The sequence below is a fragment of the Verruconatronum alginivorum genome, assembly GCF_056590205.1.
Genome location: NZ_JBWPVQ010000001.1, coordinates 638,137 through 656,010, shown reverse-complemented (window position 1 = coordinate 656,010; position 17,874 = coordinate 638,137). Strand labels below are relative to the sequence as shown.

Annotated in this window: 16 protein-coding genes; 14 read left to right on the top strand and 2 right to left on the bottom strand. The window is 59.7% G+C overall.

What is annotated here, in order from left to right; all coding sequences use genetic code 11:
- Nucleotides 1–96 precede the first annotated feature (96 nt).
- The 6 genes from ACWUI2_RS02190 to ACWUI2_RS02165 all read left to right on the top strand — a co-directional run bounded on the left by ACWUI2_RS02190 (nucleotide 97) and on the right by ACWUI2_RS02165 (nucleotide 8,945).
- Nucleotides 97–1,314 carry an aspartate aminotransferase family protein gene (locus ACWUI2_RS02190; RefSeq protein WP_486981224.1) on the top strand — a complete coding sequence of 406 codons (1,218 nt, stop codon included), beginning with the start codon at nucleotides 97–99 and terminating at the stop codon, nucleotides 1,312–1,314.
- Between the two features lie 179 nt (nucleotides 1,315–1,493).
- A complete protein-coding gene (gene argF, locus ACWUI2_RS02185) occupies nucleotides 1,494–2,435 on the top strand; it encodes an ornithine carbamoyltransferase (protein ID WP_486981223.1) in 942 nt (313 codons plus the stop codon).
- A gap of 79 nt (nucleotides 2,436–2,514) precedes the next feature.
- Nucleotides 2,515–3,768, top strand: coding sequence for an argininosuccinate synthase (locus tag ACWUI2_RS02180; RefSeq protein ID WP_486981222.1), 1,254 nt, complete (start codon nucleotides 2,515–2,517; stop codon nucleotides 3,766–3,768).
- Nucleotides 3,769–3,787: 19 nt separating this feature from the next.
- On the top strand, nucleotides 3,788–5,122 hold the full coding sequence (locus ACWUI2_RS02175; RefSeq protein WP_486981221.1) for a bifunctional UDP-3-O-[3-hydroxymyristoyl] N-acetylglucosamine deacetylase/3-hydroxyacyl-ACP dehydratase: 1,335 nt from the start codon (nucleotides 3,788–3,790) through the stop codon (nucleotides 5,120–5,122).
- A gap of 13 nt (nucleotides 5,123–5,135) precedes the next feature.
- Nucleotides 5,136–5,999 (top strand): acyl-ACP--UDP-N-acetylglucosamine O-acyltransferase, encoded by an 864-nt coding sequence (gene lpxA, locus ACWUI2_RS02170; protein ID WP_486981220.1) that lies wholly within the window; start codon nucleotides 5,136–5,138, stop codon nucleotides 5,997–5,999.
- A gap of 48 nt (nucleotides 6,000–6,047) precedes the next feature.
- Entirely contained in the window at nucleotides 6,048–8,945 is a 2,898-nt protein-coding gene (locus tag ACWUI2_RS02165; protein WP_486981219.1) for a DUF2339 domain-containing protein, read from the top strand.
- Between the two features lie 37 nt (nucleotides 8,946–8,982).
- Here ACWUI2_RS02165 and hisI read toward each other — a convergent pair whose 3' ends face one another.
- Nucleotides 8,983–9,426 (bottom strand): phosphoribosyl-AMP cyclohydrolase, encoded by a 444-nt coding sequence (gene hisI, locus ACWUI2_RS02160; RefSeq protein ID WP_486981218.1) that lies wholly within the window; start codon nucleotides 9,424–9,426, stop codon nucleotides 8,983–8,985.
- Between the two features lie 558 nt (nucleotides 9,427–9,984).
- Complete coding sequence (locus ACWUI2_RS02155) at nucleotides 9,985–10,836, bottom strand: PaaX family transcriptional regulator C-terminal domain-containing protein (RefSeq protein ID WP_486981217.1); 852 nt, start codon at nucleotides 10,834–10,836, stop codon at nucleotides 9,985–9,987.
- Between the two features lie 639 nt (nucleotides 10,837–11,475).
- Here ACWUI2_RS02155 and ACWUI2_RS02150 point away from each other — a divergent pair.
- The 8 genes from ACWUI2_RS02150 (at nucleotide 11,476) to argB (ending at nucleotide 17,770) form a co-directional block, all read left to right on the top strand.
- Nucleotides 11,476–12,228 (top strand): class I SAM-dependent methyltransferase, encoded by a 753-nt coding sequence (locus ACWUI2_RS02150; RefSeq protein WP_486981216.1) that lies wholly within the window; start codon nucleotides 11,476–11,478, stop codon nucleotides 12,226–12,228.
- Between the two features lie 49 nt (nucleotides 12,229–12,277).
- Nucleotides 12,278–12,709: a hypothetical protein gene (locus ACWUI2_RS02145; protein ID WP_486981215.1), complete on the top strand. Its 432-nt coding sequence runs from the start codon at nucleotides 12,278–12,280 to the stop codon at nucleotides 12,707–12,709.
- Nucleotides 12,710–12,829: 120 nt separating this feature from the next.
- On the top strand, nucleotides 12,830–13,546 hold the full coding sequence (locus ACWUI2_RS02140) for a TorF family putative porin (RefSeq protein ID WP_486981214.1): 717 nt from the start codon (nucleotides 12,830–12,832) through the stop codon (nucleotides 13,544–13,546).
- Between the two features lie 149 nt (nucleotides 13,547–13,695).
- Complete coding sequence (gene rplM, locus ACWUI2_RS02135; RefSeq protein ID WP_486981213.1) at nucleotides 13,696–14,124, top strand: 50S ribosomal protein L13; 429 nt, start codon at nucleotides 13,696–13,698, stop codon at nucleotides 14,122–14,124.
- Nucleotides 14,125–14,127: 3 nt separating this feature from the next.
- The gene (gene rpsI / locus ACWUI2_RS02130; protein ID WP_486981212.1) at nucleotides 14,128–14,529 is read left to right on the top strand and encodes a 30S ribosomal protein S9; all 402 of its coding nucleotides are present in this window, start codon (nucleotides 14,128–14,130) and stop codon (nucleotides 14,527–14,529) included.
- A gap of 43 nt (nucleotides 14,530–14,572) precedes the next feature.
- The gene (gene argC, locus ACWUI2_RS02125; RefSeq protein WP_486981211.1) at nucleotides 14,573–15,625 is read left to right on the top strand and encodes an N-acetyl-gamma-glutamyl-phosphate reductase; all 1,053 of its coding nucleotides are present in this window, start codon (nucleotides 14,573–14,575) and stop codon (nucleotides 15,623–15,625) included.
- A 23-nt stretch (nucleotides 15,626–15,648) separates the two neighbouring features.
- Nucleotides 15,649–16,884, top strand: a complete 1,236-nt coding sequence (gene argJ, locus ACWUI2_RS02120) for a bifunctional glutamate N-acetyltransferase/amino-acid acetyltransferase ArgJ (protein ID WP_486981210.1) — start codon at nucleotides 15,649–15,651, stop codon at nucleotides 16,882–16,884.
- Nucleotides 16,859–17,770: an acetylglutamate kinase gene (gene argB, locus ACWUI2_RS02115; protein ID WP_486981209.1), complete on the top strand. Its 912-nt coding sequence runs from the start codon at nucleotides 16,859–16,861 to the stop codon at nucleotides 17,768–17,770. Before argJ ends, argB begins: the two co-directional genes overlap by 26 nt.
- Nucleotides 17,771–17,874 lie beyond the last annotated feature (104 nt).

Below are 17,874 nucleotides of genomic sequence, written 5' to 3'. Positions count from 1 at the left end.
CGAAAGGGCGTTTATCTCTGAGCCGATAAGGAGGAGATAGTCCTTCATTCTCGCCAACCATAAATCGCGAACGCCCAAGGGGGTTCGATCTGATCCATGATCGCTGAAAGTCCGGAAGAATTGTACGACAAGTTCGTCCTCGGGAATTATCCCAAGGCGCCGCTGACCTTGGTCCAAGGGCAGGGGGATCGTGTCTGGGACGACGCCGGCCGCGAATACCTCGATTTTTGCGGCGGCATCGCGGTCAATTGCATCGGGCATGCCCATCCGTTTTGGGTGCGGCAGGTGGCCGAGCAGGCGGCAACGCTGGTCCATACCAGCAACCTTTTCCGCAATGAGATCCAGGGGCGTTTGGCCGGGGTGTTGGTGCAGAAGGCCGGACCGGGCAAAGTCTTTTTTTGCAACAGTGGTCTCGAGGCGAACGAGGCGTTGTTCAAGTTGGGGCGCAGACACGGATTCGACCGGACCGGCGAGGAAGGGAAGCGGTATAAGATCATCACGTCGCGGAACTCCTTTCACGGGCGATCGTTTGGCGGCATGAGCGCCACCAACCAGGAAAAAATCCGGACTGGATTCTCGCCGTTCGTCCCCGGTTTTTCCCATGCGGAGTTCAATGACTTGGAAAGTTTCGAGCGGTTGATCGATGAAGAAACCGCGGCGATCGCGGTTGAACCGGTCCAGGGAGAGGGGGGCATTCACTCGGCCACCCCGGAGTTTTTGCAAGGTCTGCGCGAGTTGTGCGATCGGCACGGTCTCTTGCTCTTGTTGGACGAAGTCCAGTGCGGGATCGGCCGAACCGGCGATTATTTCGCGTTTCAACAGGCCGGGATCGTTCCCGACGCCATCGCGATGGCGAAAGGATTGGGGGGCGGATTCCCGATCGGGGCGATGTGGGTGCGCGAAGATCGGGTCCATCTGCTGCCTCCGGGATCGCACGGCACCACCTTCGGTGGCTCACCGTTGGCTTGCGCGGCCGGTTTGGCGACGTTGACCGTGATCGAGCGGGAAGAGGCGTTGGAGCAGGTCCGGGCGAATAGTCCGCGCTGGATGGAATCATTGCGGCGGCTCGCCGCCTCCATGCCCGAGCGGATCGTCGAAGTGCGGGGCCGCGGTTACATGATCGGGGTCCAGTTGACCGCCGATCCGGCTCCCGTTCTGGCCGCGATGCGGGAGATGGGGTTGTTGGCCGCTTCGGCCGGAGGCAACGTGGTTCGATTCCTTCCCTCCCTCTTGGTCGATCCAGCCGATATCGAGAAGTCGGTTCGGATATTCCGCAGTGCCCTTTCCCGGCTCAACCGTCCGGACGGCGGTTGACCGGGGGCGGCCCTGAGCCGGTCCGAAAATTCGGAAAAAAACGGTTGCGCACCGATCGGGCGGATGATTCAATGCCCGTTTTTTTTCAATCCCTGATCCGGGGTATTGATCGGTCGAGTTTGTTCCGTGGATAGGATGGAGAGGCTCGGGGGATCGACTCCGCGACACGGCGCCAAGTCATGAAGCACTTTTTAAAGGAAACCGATTTCAAGACACATGAGGTGGCCGAGATTTTTTCTCTGGCCCGGGCGGTGAAGGCTAACCGGATGCGTCACACCCCGCCGACCCTCGACCGTCAGACTTGGGCGCTGATCTTTTCGAAATCGAGCACCCGAACCCGCGTTTCCTTCGAAGTCGCCATTCGGGAGCAGGGTGGATCGTCGCTTTATCTCAACAAGAACGACATCCAGCTCGGGCGGGGCGAGTCCGTCAATGATACGGCGCGGGTCCTTTCCCGTTACGTCCATGGTTTGATCGTGCGGACCTATGACCATCAGGACGTGGTCGGCCTGGCGGAGCATGGCACGATTCCAATCGTGAACGCGTTGACCGATTTTCTGCATCCGTGCCAGATCTACACCGACGCCTTCACCTTGGCGGAAAAATGGACGACCGGCGACGATCTACTCGGTTCGTTGAAGGGGCGCAAGATCACCTTTCTCGGGGACACCGCCTGCAACGTGAGCAATTCCTGGATTCTGGGGGCGGCGTTGTTTGGGATGAAGCTCTCGCTGAGCGGTCCGAAAGGCTATGAGCCGGGACCGGAGATCCGCCAACTCCTGGCCGATGAGGGTTTGGCCGAAAATTTCGAGTTCACCTACGATCCCGAAGAAGCGGTGCGCGATGCCGACGCTGTTTACACCGATGTCTGGGTGAGCATGGGCAAGGAAGAAGAGGCCCAGGACCGGGTGATCCAGATGCTGCCCTACCAAGTCAACTCGGAGTTGATGGCGAAGGCCAAACCGGGGGCGATCTTCATGCATTGCCTCCCGGCCTACATTGGAAACGAAGTCACCGAAAGCGTGATCGAAGGCCCGGCCTCGGTCGTGTGGGATCAGGCGGAGAACCGCCTCCACGTCCAAAAGGCGATTCTATCCGTGCTCGGCCGTTCGCATCGGTGAGGTCGGCGGATCGCGCCGTTTTCCGGAAAAAGGCTCGCAATCCCGGGCGATTTTGTCGCATGAAGGGGGCAACAACATTATGAAAGTCGTACTCGCTTATTCCGGAGGTCTCGATACCTCCGTCATTGTCAGCTGGATCAAGGAAACCTATAACGCGGAAGTCGTCACGTTCGCGGCCGACATCGGTCAGGAGGAAGAACTCGACGGGTTGCCGGAAAAAGCGAAGCAAACGGGAGCGGTCAGCCATTACACCCTCGACTTGGTCGAGGAGTTCGCCTCGGACTTCATTTACCCGATGATTCGGGCCAACGCGATTTACGAGGGCCAATATTTTCTCGGCACCTCGATCGCCCGTCCGCTGATCGCCAAGGCGCAAATCGACGTCGCCCGCAAGGAAAACGCCACCACCGTCTCCCATGGCGCCACGGGCAAAGGAAACGACCAATGCCGTTTCGAACTCACCTACGCCGCTCTCGCCCCCGATCTCCAGATCATTTCCCCGTGGCGTCTCGACAACTTCCGCGAAAAATTCCCGGGCCGGAAAGAGATGATCGATTATTGCCGGGAAAACGGGATCAATGTCGAGGCGAGCGCCAAGAAGCCGTATTCGATGGACCGGAATCTTCTCCACATCTCCTACGAAGCCGGTATCCTGGAAGACCCGTGGTTCGATCCGACCACCGAGGAAAACAAGGGCATGTTCAAACTGTCGGTCTCCCCGGAAGACGCCCCCGACCAAGCCGAATACGTCGAGCTGGAGTTCGAATCGGGCGATTGCGTGGCGGTCGACGGCGAGCGTCTCAGCCCGGCCGGAGTGATGAAAAAACTCAACAAGCTCGGCGGCAAACACGGGGTCGGCCGGGTCGATATGGTTGAAAACCGATTTGTCGGCATGAAAAGCCGGGGAGTTTACGAGACCCCGGGCGGCACCATCCTGATGCACGCCCACCGCCAGCTCGAGAGCCTGACGATGGACCGCGAACTGATGCATCTCCGCGATTCGCTGATCCCGAAATACGCTGAATTGGTTTATTACGGATTCTGGTACGCGCCGGAACGGGAGGCGCTCCAGGCCCTCGTCGACGAGAGCCAGAAGACCGTCACCGGCACCGTCCGCTTGAAGCTTTACAAGGGGAACATCATCACCTGCGGGCGGAAGTCGCCGTTGTCGATGTATGATCCCGACATCGCCTCGATGGAAGGCGTCGCCAGCAGCTACAACCAGAACGACGCCAGCGGATTCATCCGTTTGCAAGGACTTCGTCTGCGGGCCCGCTACGCCGCCCAGGGCGCTCCTTCCACCGTCCGCGAAAGCCGGATGCGGAAGGGTTGATGACATCCATCCCGACGCTATGAAACAGAGGACCATCTCACGCGAGGCCACCATCAAAGGGAAGGCGTTGCACACCGGCGACGATGTGCATCTCACCCTCAAGCCCGCGGCGGTAGACACCGGCGTGATTTTCCGGCGAATGGATCTCTACGGGAAACCGGAGATCCGTTCCCGGGTCGATTTCGTTTCCGAGTTGGTCCGCAGCACCACCATCTCCTCGGGTTACACCAAGATCCACACCGTCGAACACGTCCTCAGTGCTCTTCACGGCCTCGGGATCGACAACATCGTGATCGAAATGGACGCGAGCGAGCCGCCGATCATGGATGGGTCGGCCCGCGCTTTCGTCGACCTGATCAAGCAGGCCGGTCCGGTCGAGCAGGAAAAAGACCGGGTCTATTTCAAAGTCGAGTCGCCGGTTTCGATCATTCGCGGCAATTCCTCGATCGTCGCTCTGCCGTGCGATACGTTCAAGGTCTCCTGCACTTCGGCCGACGACCGGGGGATCCACACCCAGCATCTCTCCTTGGAAATCGATCCGGAGACCTACGAGAAGGAGCTTTCCTCCGCCCGGACGTTTACGGTTTACGAAGAGATCGAGGAACTCCTGAAGTTGGGCAAGATCCGGGGGGGCAGCCTCGAAAACGCCGTTGTCCTCAAGGGGGACAAGATTCTTTCGAAGGAGCCGCTCCGTTACAAAGATGAGTTCGTCCGGCACAAGATCCTCGACATCGTCGGGGACATTTTCCTCCTCGGATTGCCGATCAAGGCTCACATCATCGCGATGCGGCCAGGCCACGCCATCAACTCCGAACTCACCCGCGCCCTGGCCGACCTCCTGAAAACCCAGCAGGCGGGCGAAAAGCCGAAACCACCGGTGCGGCTCACCACGATCAAACCGACCGAAAGCAGTCTCGATATCGGACAGATCCTCGAAACCATCCCGCACCGCTACCCGTTCGTAATGGTCGACCGCGTCGTCGAAATCATCAGCGACGACGAACTGGTCGCCTTGAAAAACGTCACCATCAACGAGCCGTTTTTCCAAGGCCATTTCCCGGGGAAACCGGTCATGCCCGGTGTCCTCCAGCTGGAAGCGATGGCTCAGGCGGCCGGGATTCTCGTGCTCCGGCAGACCGGTGACACAGCAAAGGTGGCCTACTTCATGAGCGCCGACAAAGTGAAGTTCCGTAAGCCGGTCGAGCCGGGCGACCAGTTGGTGATCTACGTCAAAATCCTCAAACGCCGCGGCAAAAAGATCGCCAGTGCCGAGGCGACCTGCAAAGTGAATGATCAAGTGGTGTCGACCGCCGAACTCATGTTCACCATGGTCGAACCTGCTGACGCCAGTTGATACAGAACGAGTTATGAAAGACGCCGTGATGCTGACTCCCCAGGACGAGACCCGACCGGACCAAGGACCGGACATCCACCCGACCGCCGTGGTGGAGAAGGGAGCTCGGATCGGTCCGGGAACGGTGATCGGGGCGTATGCGTTTGTCGGGGCGGAAGTGGTCTTGGGAGCTAATTGCAAGTTGCATCATCACGCCACGGTCGACGGTTTCACCGAACTCGGCGACGGATGTGAGGTGTTTCCCTACGCCTGCGTCGGCCTGCGGAGCCAGGACTTGAAATACCGCGGCGGTCGCCCGGGGGTTCGCGCCGGCAAAGGAAACGTTTTCCGCGAATTCTGCACCGTCCACGCCGCCACCAACGACGGCGAGTTCACCACCATCGGTGACCGGAGTTATTTTCTCGCTTATTCCCACGTCGCCCATGACTGCCAAATCGGCGACGGAGTGATCATGAGCAACAACGCGACCCTCGCCGGACACGTTTGGGTGGAAGATCACGTCATCATCGGCGGCATGTCGGGTGTCCACCAGTTTTGCCGGATCGGAACCCGGGCGATGATCGGGGGATGTTCGAAAGTGGAAAAAGACGTTCCGCCGTTCTTGATTTGCGACGGCCATCCCGCCCTGATCCGGGGGATGAACATCATCGGGTTGCAACGCGCCGGCTATTCCGAGGATCAGATCGCCCGGATCAAGTTCGCCTACAAAGCGTTTTACCGCGACGGAATGAACCGGACGCAAGCCTTGGCTAAGTTGTCCGGCCACCCGGAGAGCGACAGCCCCGAGATCGCGGCATTCCGCGCGTTCGCCGCGAAGAGCGAACGCGGCTTTTCGTCCGGTCCTCGCCGGGAAGATCCTTCAGATCCGGCCGATTAATTTTCCGCCGGCGGGTGGAGACGGACCTCCCGATACCCCTGAAACGACATGGATGATCGAATCAACCGGCTCACCGAACGGGTGGCCGACTTGGAACGTCAGGTCGAGGCTCTGAGGGCCCGACTGGAAGGCCATCCCTTTACCGAGATCGAGCCCGAAACGGAGTTGGAGCCCGCGGCGGAAACCGAGCTTGAGAACCCACCGATGGAAGAACCGGTCTGGCCGCCGATGGCACCACACGAACCGGTGGTCCGTCCGCCGGAGCTGCCTCTTCCGGTTCCTTCTTCTGCCGCCGCGGCTTTCGATTGGCGGACAAAATTGCGGGCTTGGAACCTGTGGCCCCCCGAAGGGGAGGGCAGTTTTGAAGTGCAACTCGGTGCCTGGTGGGCTACCCGAATCGGAGCCCTTCTGGCGGTGATCGGGGTGGTCTTTTTCGGTGTTTACATCGCCCACGGCACGCCGCCTTGGGTGCGGCTCGCGCAGTTGGCGGGGATCGCCCTCGCCGTGACCGCCGCCGGACATTGGCTGGAACGACGTCAGCCGAAATTTGGTTCGGTGGTCTTTGGGGGCGGATTAGCCCTGATCTTTTTCACCGGTTTCGCCGCCTACGCCATACCGGCGGTGAAGGTGATCGATCATCCGCTCCTCGCGACGGGGGTGCAAGGTCTGACGGTGATGGGGCTCGGATGGGCCAGCTTTTGGAAGAATCGGAGCGGACTCGCCACCATGGCGATCCTGTTCGGATTCGTGACCTGCTTCTTCTCGTTCGTCGAGCAATTGCATGACATCAGTCTGGTCGCCGCCTTTTTCCTGTCCGTGGCGGGAGCGGGACTCTGGGTGTCCAAGTCATGGATACAGCCGTTGGCTTGCAGCCTCCCGGCAGCCTATGTCATTTACGGGACGATCGTTCTCTTCGGGTGGTCCGAGACGCCTCCGGAAACAATTGGTCAGACGTTTGCGTTTCCGGTTGGCCTTTTCCTGCTTCATGCGGCCCTCGATTATGTCGGGTTGAAGCAAGGATGGGCTCCGGCGGCGCCGATGCGGCGGCTTCTGCAAGCCTGCAATGCGGCGGGGGCGGCCGGGCTCGGTTTGTGGGCGGCGGTTCGTTATTTTCCGGAGTTGGTCGCGCCGTTCTATTTTTTGTTCGCCGCTATCTTTCTCGGCGGAGCCTGGTTGTATTGGAGGCAGGATCGAACCGATGAAATGGGACACGTTTGGTTCGCGGCCGGAACCGGTTTTCTGGCGCTCGGTTTGATCGAAATTCTCGGAGCCCGCACCCGTTGGGTGGCGCTGGGAGTGCAAGGTCTCGTGGTGCTGGCGGTGACCCGGCGGACCCGCCTGTGGACTGGCGAGGCGGCGATGGGAATTCTGTGGTTCGCTTCGGCCGGACTCTTTTTCTATGATACAGCCCAAAGCGGCCTGTTGGTGGAACGCGGAGCCTTCGCCTCCTGGTGGGGGTTGGCCGCCGGCACGTATCTGGTGATCTCCGGAGTATTGGTCGGCTTGCAAGGAAAATGGTTCGCGCGATTGCCGATTCCGGGAGGTGAACCGGTTCGGGTGGAAACCGTCTCTCCGCCCGGGCGGGTGGAGCTGAACGTGCTCTACTCGCTTGTGCTGGGAGGGGTCGCGGTGGCTGCGGCGTGGGCCGGATTCGCGCCCGGATATTTCCCGGTCGGAGCCATTTTCGCGGCAATCCTTTTGGCCGCGGGTTTGGCGGCGACCCGGCATTGGGCGGTCTTGGCGGGGGTCGCCCTTCCTTTTGGGTTTGCGCAGTGGACCTTCTGGGGGATGATTCCCGGGTTCGTCGGGGAACCCGGTTTTGGGCTCAGTGGAGGGACATGCGTGGGAACGGCCTTGGCGGCGGCGGCAGCGGCGCAGTATCTGCGGGGGCGGGGGCGGTTGCCTGAACCGTGGGGGCTGGTTTTGACGGCGGCGCTGCATGGTGTTTGGCTGATATCGTTGCAGATGTTGCTGGCGGGAAGCGTTTCTCTGGAAACGAATCTGTTGGTCGCGGCGGGAGTCGGGTTGATCCTGTTGTTTCTGGCCGGATGGCGACGATTCGATTTCTTGCCGGACCTGGCGTTAATGCCGGTGGCCTTGGTGTTCGTGGTGGCGGTGAAAGCGGGATTTCAAGGTTGGGGGGTGATGTTGTCCGGGGGAATGGATTGGATGCTGTGGGCGGCTGCTCTGGTGGCCTTCGCAACGGTCTCGTTGCGAGATTCATGGCAACGGGTCGATGGACTGGCGGGAGTTTTTCCGTCACCAACTGTTTCGAGATGGATCGGGGCGAGCGGGGCCACAGTCTTGGTAGTCTACCTTTTGGTCCGTGAATTCGATTTGCCGCACCTGATGGCGGCCTGTGGGAGCGCCGGGGTGGCGGTTTTACTGCTCGCGCACTGGCCGGGATGGCGCGCGGCGGTCGCATCCGCGTTCTTTATAATCGTTGTGGGGCATATCGCCTTTCTGGTATCGCTCGGGCCGGAGCGTTCCGGCGACGTCGGTTGGGCGCTTTCGCTCGGCGTCTTGACGATCGTCTGTGGGATTCTCTGCAATGAGCGGTCGATCGTGGATCGGACGTCGCTTCGGGAAGGATTGCAGTGGGCGTTCGCTGTTCTGGCCGTCGGAAGCCTGTTTTTGCTTTTCTGGACCCGAACTGGACCGCTTCAGCCGTATGTTACTGTTTTTTGGGGAATCACTGCCATATCGGTTTTCGCGAGCGGACTGGTTTGGCGGATACGACCGATGCGGGTGGTCGGGCTAATCGGATTGGCCCTGTGTTTGCCGAGGGTATTCCTGGTCGATATCCACTCCACCTTTTACCGGATCGCCGCCTTCGGCGTTATCGGGTTGGTGCTCCTGGTGGTCGGTTACAGTTACCATCGCTTCCGCGGTTATCTGAATCCTCCCGCGAAGGACGAAGTCGGATCGACCGGAAACGACGGTTAGCGGGCGACGTGGGACGGAAGGCCTGCCGGAGCGTCGCTTATTTGTTGTACACCTTGTTTGGATCGAAGGACTTTTCCTTGATCGCCAACTCCAGGGCGAACGTTTCGGGATCCGCTACTTTGCGGTAGAAGCAGGAGCGGTAGCCGTTGTGGCAGCAACCTTCGCCGGTGACTTCGACCTTGATCATGATGACGTCCTGGTCGCAATCGACGTAAATGTCCTTCACCTTCTGGACGAGACCGGACTCTTCGCCTTTGACCCAGAGCTTGTTTCGCGAGCGGCTCCAATAACTGGCCTTGCGGGTTTGGATCGTCAGTCGCAGTGATTCCGCGTTCATGAAAGCGAACATCAGAATCTCCCCGCTGTTCGCATCGGTGGTGATGCACGGGATCAGTCCGTCCGCATCGAATTTCGGCCGGAAAACGTTCCCGAGTTCCACTTCTTCCTTGCTGGTCCGTGAAGCAAAAATTTCTTCGCTCATCCCCCCAGCTTGGACCCAACCCGGAAGAGCGTAAAACGTTTTTTTCAGTGACAGGAACCTCGTTGATCCGCGCGCCTACGGACGGCTCATGCAGGTTGAGACAAGGGCTTAAGGAAAGACTAAGGAGACGGCAAAAAGACAACATTAATAATCGGTTTAAAAGTCGGTTGAAGAAGTCGCATGCGAAGGTTTCCAGCGGATGCCCGTCAGCCGGCCCGAAACGATTTCCGGACAATCCCTGATCCGATCGGGTCAAGGATTGTCCGGGAGTCGGGATTGAGTCGGTGGATGGGACAAGTTACGCGGATGAGGAGGCGGGTGGGAAAAGGTCTGGACTTGGGAAGGCGGTGGTCTACGCAGGCTCAAAGAGATGGCTTAAGGAAACGGCAAAAAGTCGGCTTTAATAATCGGTTGCAAAAGTCGGTTGAAGAAGTCGCATGGCGAAGGTTTCCAGCGGAATGCCCCTCTGGCCGGTTTGAAACGATTTCCGGACAATCCTTGATCCGATCGGGTCAAGGATTGTCCGAGAGGGACGGGATTGAGCTGATGGGGGAAGAGTTATGCGGATGAGGAGACGGGTGGGGAAAGGTCCGGACAGGGGAAGGCGGTGGTTTCGGCGTCATTGATCAGCAGTTGCTGGAGGACGAGACCTGCCTCTCGGAGAGTTTTAATCCGGCGTTTCCAAGCCTGTTTGCCGGGATAACTGCGCGGCAGAAGGGGAGTCGGAAGAAAAGGGTCGGTCTCAAGAATCCGAGTCCATGCCATGCGTTCCTGGTGGCCCCAAGCCCTTAGGCGGTCGGCGTAGGTAGGGTCGTTTTCGCTCGTTTGTCGCGTTGGAAATCGACTCAAAACGGATTCGTGTTGTTTGTAGAGGGCCTCGATGTCGCGGAAATTCCAAGCCGACCGCACGATTGCCCGGTCCGATTCACCGCCGCAGGGGATTCCCTCCATACAAAGGAACGTTCTGGACTGGTCGTCGCGCGGAAAAATCTTCTTCCGCAGAGGAGTGAGGTCATCGGGGGTCACCCAAACGCTCCGTTGAAGGCATCCGAAGGAGTTCTCCCGCAGAAACCGACGAAGTTTTTGGCGAAGGATGGATTCATCTTCCGGGACATCGAACAAGATCATCCGCCACTTGCCATCCCACGGGCGTCTCCAGCGTTCCACGGGATCACATCCGCCAAGGACGTGGAGGCGTCCGAGTTCCGTGAGTCGGACTAATCGGTGATCGAGACGTTCGCCCCGTTGCTCCAGCAATTGCCGGGCCTCCAAACGCTGGATTTGGCGGAGCAAGCCATTGGAGTAGGCCCAGGACTCGAAGGATTGATCGAGGTTCCGCCAAGTTGGGCGCAGCAACGAATCGGTGGTCCAAAGAAGGAAATAGAGGAATTCTTCTGTTTTAGCTTTCATTGAAGGGGCAGTGGGGAGATTTGAGTGAAACAAACCGCCCGGTTGGTTTTTTGTCAATCGTTGGTTTTGTCTGGTTGAGTCATGGATTAGCTTCGGCAGTTTGACCCTACAGCGAGTTGGAAAGGAAGTAGGCTCTATCAGCGCGATCTCCGTTTCGTCTTTTCGCCGACAATCCTCTGACCTGATCGCATCCGATACCCCGGCGACAAATCCTGACGCGATCGCGTCAGGATTTGTCGTGATGAGAAAGGCGCGGGTGGGGTGAGAAAGCGAAAGGCGATTTGACGCTAGGGGGAAATGGTGTGGGTTTCTGCGGTGACCTCCAACGACATTCTGGGACTCGATCGCATCATGGATTGTCGTCCTGCATGCGGTGGGGATTGAGAGGTCGAAGGGGAAACCCGAACTCTCGGCGATAATCCCTGACGCGATCGAGTCAGGGATTGTCGTGATGAGGGGTGTTGGGGGCTGGAACAGTTGGGGGCTGGAGAAGGGTGGAATGGTGGATGAGGCGAAGACGGGAAGGAGAGTTTTCTTTGTCGGTCAGACGATTCTCATGCCAATGGCGGAGACGGGAGTGCTATTCAGTGCGGGCGGAGGCTTGCTTGGCCAAGCAAGCGCGGTTAGGTGTGGGAATTCATGAAAAAGGAGCAGGAGAAGCATCGGTTGACGACGGAGGATGTGCGGCGAATTTGTGATGCGCCGGAGTTCGTGGGGCATTACCGGGAAGCGCTGGGGCGGATGGGGCTCTGGAAATCGGAGGAGGTTTTGATTGAGCAACTCCTAAAGCAAACCGACCGGATACTCGATCTCGGCTGCGGGGCGGGGCGGGTGGCGTTCGGTTTGTGGGACCGCGGGTTCCGCAAAGTGGAGGGACTCGATTTGTCGGAAGGAATGATCCGGGTCGCCCGGGAGCATGCGGCCGGGACCGGACGCGGAATCAAATTCACGACGGGAGATGCTACAGGACTCGCGTATCCAGAAAATGAATTCGACGCGGTGATCTTTGGATTTGGCGGGCTGATGCAAATTCCGGGACGACATCGTCGTCGCCAGGCGCTTCGGGAGGTCATGCGGATCCTTCGCCCGGGCGGCCTTTTCATCTTCACTACCCACGACCGGGAGATGGACGAATACCGCGATTTTTGGCGGGACGAGGCGAATCGTCCTTTGGCGACTGGGATGGAGTTCGGGGATATTCACGAGGAAGGTCCGCATGGAATGGTCTTCGTCCATGTCCCGGATTGTCCGGAGATTGAGGAGGATTTGGAGGTGACCGGTTGGACCGCCGCGCAGACGTGGCTTCGTTCGGATCTTGCGGAAGAGGAGGAACAGGTGGAGGAACTCTCGGACCCGTGCCGCTTCTGGTTGGCGAGGAAACCGTTGGATTGACGGTTCGCCCGCGGCTCGCATGCTTGGGGTTTTGGCGAACAAGATGGCGATGACTCCGGACAAGGAAGCGGGAAAAATCTTGGCTCTCAGCGGGGGCGACGTGTTGCGGGCGATGGAGTTGGTGGAACGCCAACTGAACACTTTACATACCCGGTCTCAGGTTTTGCTCAGTTTGGCTGGGGTGGTGATTACTGTTACCGGTTTCTCCGGACGGATTATCGCGGGTACTGGACCATTGGCGCAAATCCTGGTGGTCGCGGGGGTCGGAGTGGTCGTGGCGAGCGCCGTCTGGATCTACGTCGGGGTGATGGGGCTGCGTTGGATCACTTCGCAGTTGGAAGGCGAGCCGGTCGAGGCGTTGGCCCTGGCGGTGGAGCGGCGGGACCTTCGGACCAAGCGTTATCGCATTGGCGGGATGCTGTTGAGCGCCGGTTTGGTCGTCTACGGATTCGCGGTCGGTTTGATGCTGCTTAATCCCTAAGGTTTTCCCTGATAAAAAATTTCCATTTCTCGGTTTTGGCCCGAGACTTGCTCTAGGGGGAGGCGCGAGTCGGTCTTCGGCCGACTCGTAGACAGAAAACAAACTGCAAACAAAACAAACATGAAGAAAATCATCCTCTCGCTCGCTTCTTGCGCGCTTCCTCTTTCCTGGGCCGGAGCGGTCCTGCCACAGGAATTCAGTGTCAGCAGTGACATCACCTTCGCCTCCGATTATGTCTTCCGGGGGGTCAAGCTCGCCGATGAATCGTTTCAGCCGAACGTGGAGTTCGGACTTGGCGATTTTTACGCAGGCATCTGGGCAAATCTGCCCACTGACGTCGACCCGACGGAAATCAATTATTATGGTGGGGTTGCGTTGGCGATTCCCGGCCTGGAAGGAATCGAGTTCGATCTCGGTCTGACCGTCTATCATTATCCGAATCAAGGGGAGCAACGGACGCACGAGTTCTATCTTGGCGCGTTGTTCGATATTCCCCAGGTGCCAGCGTTAACCGCGGGGGCCTATTACTTCTATGACGTGGATCTCGAGACCCACGTCGGCGAAGGCTCGTTGACCTATTCCCATAGCTTGGAAGCTCTCGGGGTTCCTGCGTCGCTCGACTTCACCATCCTGGGGGGCATCCAAGGAGTGGGAAGCGGATCCGATGCGGAAAGCTTCCATTACTATGGCGGTTCGATCGAGCTTCCTTTTGCGCTGAGCGAATTCTCGGCTTTGACTGCCGGGATCCATTACGCGACCGCTGAAAAGCTGACCTTCGGACCGGGCGAACGGGGCAAGAACCTGTTCTGGACCCTCGGATATTCCGCCGCGTTCTAAGGCGGGCTGATTGAATCACCGTCAATTCCATGGCCGCGGCGCAGGGGATTCCCTTCGCCGCGGTTCTTCTTTGTAAACTCCGCAAAAAAACTCTGCCAAAGAGATTGACAAGCCTCGACTGGAATCTAGGTTTGTCCCTTTTTCGATTGATGAAAACCTTCTTAGCCAAGAAAGAGACGGTCGAGCCGAAGTGGTTTGTTATCGACGCTTCCGGGCAGGTGCTGGGGCGCCTGTCAGTGAAGATCGCCAACATTCTGCGGGGCCGTCACAAGCCCACCTACACGCCGCACGTCGACACCGGCGATTTCGTCGTGGTGATCAACGCGGACAAAGTTCAATTGACCGGCAAGAAGGAGGAGCAGAAGAACTACATGTTCTACTCCGGTTATGTCGGGGGCGAGAGCTACCGTTCGGTTCCGGAGATGCGTGAAAAGCGTCCTGAATTTATCATCGAGCACGCCGTCAAAGGCATGTTGCCGCGGAACCGCCTTTCCCGCCAGATGCTGAAGAAGCTGAAGGTCTATGGCGGCTCCGAGCATCCCCATGCCGCGCAGGAACCGACTTCCATCTCTCTGTAATCTATGAGCCAAAGCACCACCAACGAATTTTTGGGCACCGGCCGCCGGAAAACCGCGGTCGCCCGCGTGCGTCTCGCCGAAGGGGCGGGCACCTCGACCGTCAACGGACGGGAACTCGCCGAATACTTTTCCACCGAGATGATGGTCAACGAAGCCATGGCGCCGTTCGCGACCGCCGAATTGGGTGACGGGCTTCATTTCCGGGCCTCCGTCGCCGGCAGCGGGCTGCATTCGCAAGCCACCGCCGTTGCGCATGGCATCGCCCGCGCCCTCCTGCAGTACAACCCGGAACTCCGGGTGACGTTGAAGCAGGGCGGACATTTGACCCGCGATCCGCGGGAACGGGAGCGCAAAAAGCCGGGTCGTCCTGGCGCCCGCAAGCGCTTCCAATTCTCCAAGCGTTAATTCTCTCCCGGCTTTGGGAGACGAAACAGGCGGTTGCCCGCAAATGGCGCATTCTTCGGGAAAGCCCAAATTGGCGGTCGGTATCGTCGGCGCATCCGGATACTCGGGCGAGCTGTTGGTTCATTTGCTCGTCCGGCATCCTGACGTGGATCTGGCGTGTGTGACCTCCCGGCAACATGCCGGAAAACCGGCGGAGGAGGTGATGCCTTCCCTCCGCAACAAAGCCCCCGCCCTCCGTTTCACCGATTCGGACCCGGCCCGGTTGGCCGCCGATCCCGGTATCGATCTTTTCTTTCTGGCTCTGCCGCACGGAGTGGCGGCGGAGTTCGCGCGTCCGTTGGTCGACGCGGGGAAGAAGGTGATCGATCTCAGCGCCGATTTCCGGCTCACCTCGCCGGAGGTTTACGAGGCGTATTACGGCAAGCCCCATCCCGATCCCGAATTGATGGCGCGCTCCCCGTATGTTTTGCCTGAGTTGGCCGGATCGGACTGGAAGGAGGCGTCGCTGATCGCCGCTCCCGGGTGTTACCCGACCAGCATTTTGGTTCCGCTTCTCCCGCTTCTCCGGAAAAAGGTCGTCGCCTCACGCGGAATCGTGATCGCCTCCTACAGCGGGGTCAGCGGGGCCGGCAAAAAAGTATCGGAGGAGTATCTCTTTTGCGAACGGGCGGAAAGCGCCCGGGCCTATGGCGTGCCGCGGCACCGCCACCTGTCGGAGATCGAGGAACAACTCTCCGGTGCGGCGGGCGAAACCGTGGTGGTGCAATTCACTCCGCACCTCGCGCCGATGCGGAGGGGGATCGTTTCCACGATCATCGCTCCGGCCGGGGAAGGGGGAATCGACGAACTTTACGCGGCTTGGCGGGATGTTTACGGGGAATCGCCGTTCGTCTACCTCTTGCCCTCCGGGCAGACTCCCGACAGTCAATTGGTGGTCGGCACCAATCGAATCGATATTTCGGCGGTCTTCGACGAGCGGACCGGAAACTACGTCATCACCTCCGCCGAAGACAATTTGATGAAGGGGGCCGCCGGACAGGCGGTCCAGATCATGAACCTCTGGCACGGATTCCCCGAGACATCGGGGTTGATGTGACCGGGCGGACCGAAGGTTGGCGTATGGACGATTTGTCGATCAGCGAAAATTCGCCCGGGATCAGTGATGTGCCCGGATTTACCGCGGGCGGTGCCGCCTGCGATATCCGCAACAAAGGGGACGCTCAGCGACTCGACGTCGCGGTGATCCATTCGGAACGCCCGTGCGCGGCGGCGGGAGTCTTCACGATCAATGCGGTCAAAGCCGCGCCGGTTCTCCAATGTCAGGAGATTCTCGAACGCGGCGGGGCGGCGCACGGAATCGTCGCCAACAGCGGCAACGCGAACGCCTGCACCGGGGATGGCGGCATGGCCGACGCCCGGGAGATGGCGAAGATCGCGGGCGAGGCGCTGGGAGCGGCGGCTGAGACGATTTTCGTTTGTTCCACCGGCCGGATCGGCGAACGTTTGCCGATGGAAAAGCTTTCCGACGGCATTCGGGCGGCGGTGGCCGACCGAGGCACCTCGCCGGAGCAGGGCAACCGCGCCGCGCAGGCAATTCTGACTTCCGACACCCGGCCGAAATCGATCACGGTCCGTTTCCGGGCGGGCGATCGGGAAGTGACCGTTTCCGGCATCGCCAAAGGAGCCGGGATGATCCAGCCGAACATGGCGACCATGCTCGCCTTCCTCGCCACCGACGCCGACGTTGGCCGGGAGGAGCTCCAAAAGATTTTGGCCGAAGCGGTGCGGTTGACTTTCAACCGGATCACCGTCGACGGCGACATGAGCACCAACGACACCGTCCTCCTCCTGGCCAACGGAGCCTCCGGGGTCGCCGCCGGGGAGGGAAGCGGGGCGGCCGGCGAACTTTTCCGCAAAGCGGTCTGGAAAGTCTGCGATTTTCTGGCCGAGAAGATTGTTTCCGACGGGGAAAAAATCAGCAAAGTGGTGGAGGTTTTCGTCGAAGGGGCGGCGACGGAGGAAGACGCCGAAAAAGTCGCCCGGGCGATCGGCAATTCCCTGTTGGTGAAATCCTCGTGGTACGGAAACGACCCGAATTGGGGACGTTTGGCGGACGCGGCCGGTTACTCCGGCGCCCGGTTCGACGGGCGGCAATTCGATATTCTTTACGGTGAAACCCCGGCGGTGATGGCCGGGGAACCCGTCCACCAAAACCGGGCGAAATGGAAAGAGATCGTCCAATGTAACCGGTTTTCCATTACAATCAGACTCAACGTCCCCGGCGGGGAAGGAACCTTCCGCCTTCTCGCCACCGACCTGACCGAAAGCTATGTCCGTTTTAACAAAAGCGAGTGAGGATCAACTCTTCCGCGATTCGATCGCGAAGGCGCAGGTGTTGCTCGAAGCCCTGCCTTATATCCAAAACTTCCGCGGCTCCACCTTCGTGGTGAAGTATGGCGGCAGCTTCATGGACGATCCCGATCCGGAAGTCCGCGCCCGGGTGGCGGTCGACATCGTCTTCCTGGCGGCGGTCGGGATCAACGTCGTCGTCGTCCACGGCGGCGGCAAGGCGATCTCGCGCTCGATGGAACGGGCCGGATTGAAGCCGGTTTTCGACAACGGCCTGCGGGTCACCGACGAGGAAACGATGGCGGTGGTCAAGCAGACCCTCAACAAGGAGGTCAACGGCGACATCTGCCAAATGATCCGCGACCATGGCGGCAACCCGGTCGGGATGTTCGGCAACACCATTCTCGCCTGCAACAAATTGGAGCGGGACGACGACGGCAACAAGGTCGACCTCGGCCTTGTCGGCGAGATTTCGGAAGTGAAGGTGAAGCTGATCAAGAAGGCTTTGAAAGAAGGGGCGACCCCGATCATCTCCCCGGTGGCGGAAGGCCTCGATGGCAAAGCCTACAACATCAACGCCGACCTCGCCGCCGCCCGGGTGGCCAGCGCCTTGCGCGCCCGGCGTCTGGTTTTCATGAGCGACGTGCCCGGCCTCTTGGCCGACCCGGCGGATCAAGCCTCGTTGATTTCGACGGTGAAAATCAACGAAGTCGACGGCCTGAAGAAGACCAAGGTGATCGACCGCGGGATGTTGCCGAAGATGAACGGCGCCATCCGCGCCCTGCAGGAAGGGGTCCACCGGGTCCACTTCATCGACGGCCGGATGCCGCACAGTCTGCTGCTGGAAATCTTCACCGACAAAGGCGTCGGCACGGAGATCGTCCACGGGTAGGGGATTGTGACACCGGCATTCCTGCCGGTGAGGGACAGACAGAATGTCTGTTTCACGTTTTTCCGCCGCCGCGCAGCATGTCGGCTGTAACCGGCGTCAGCCTT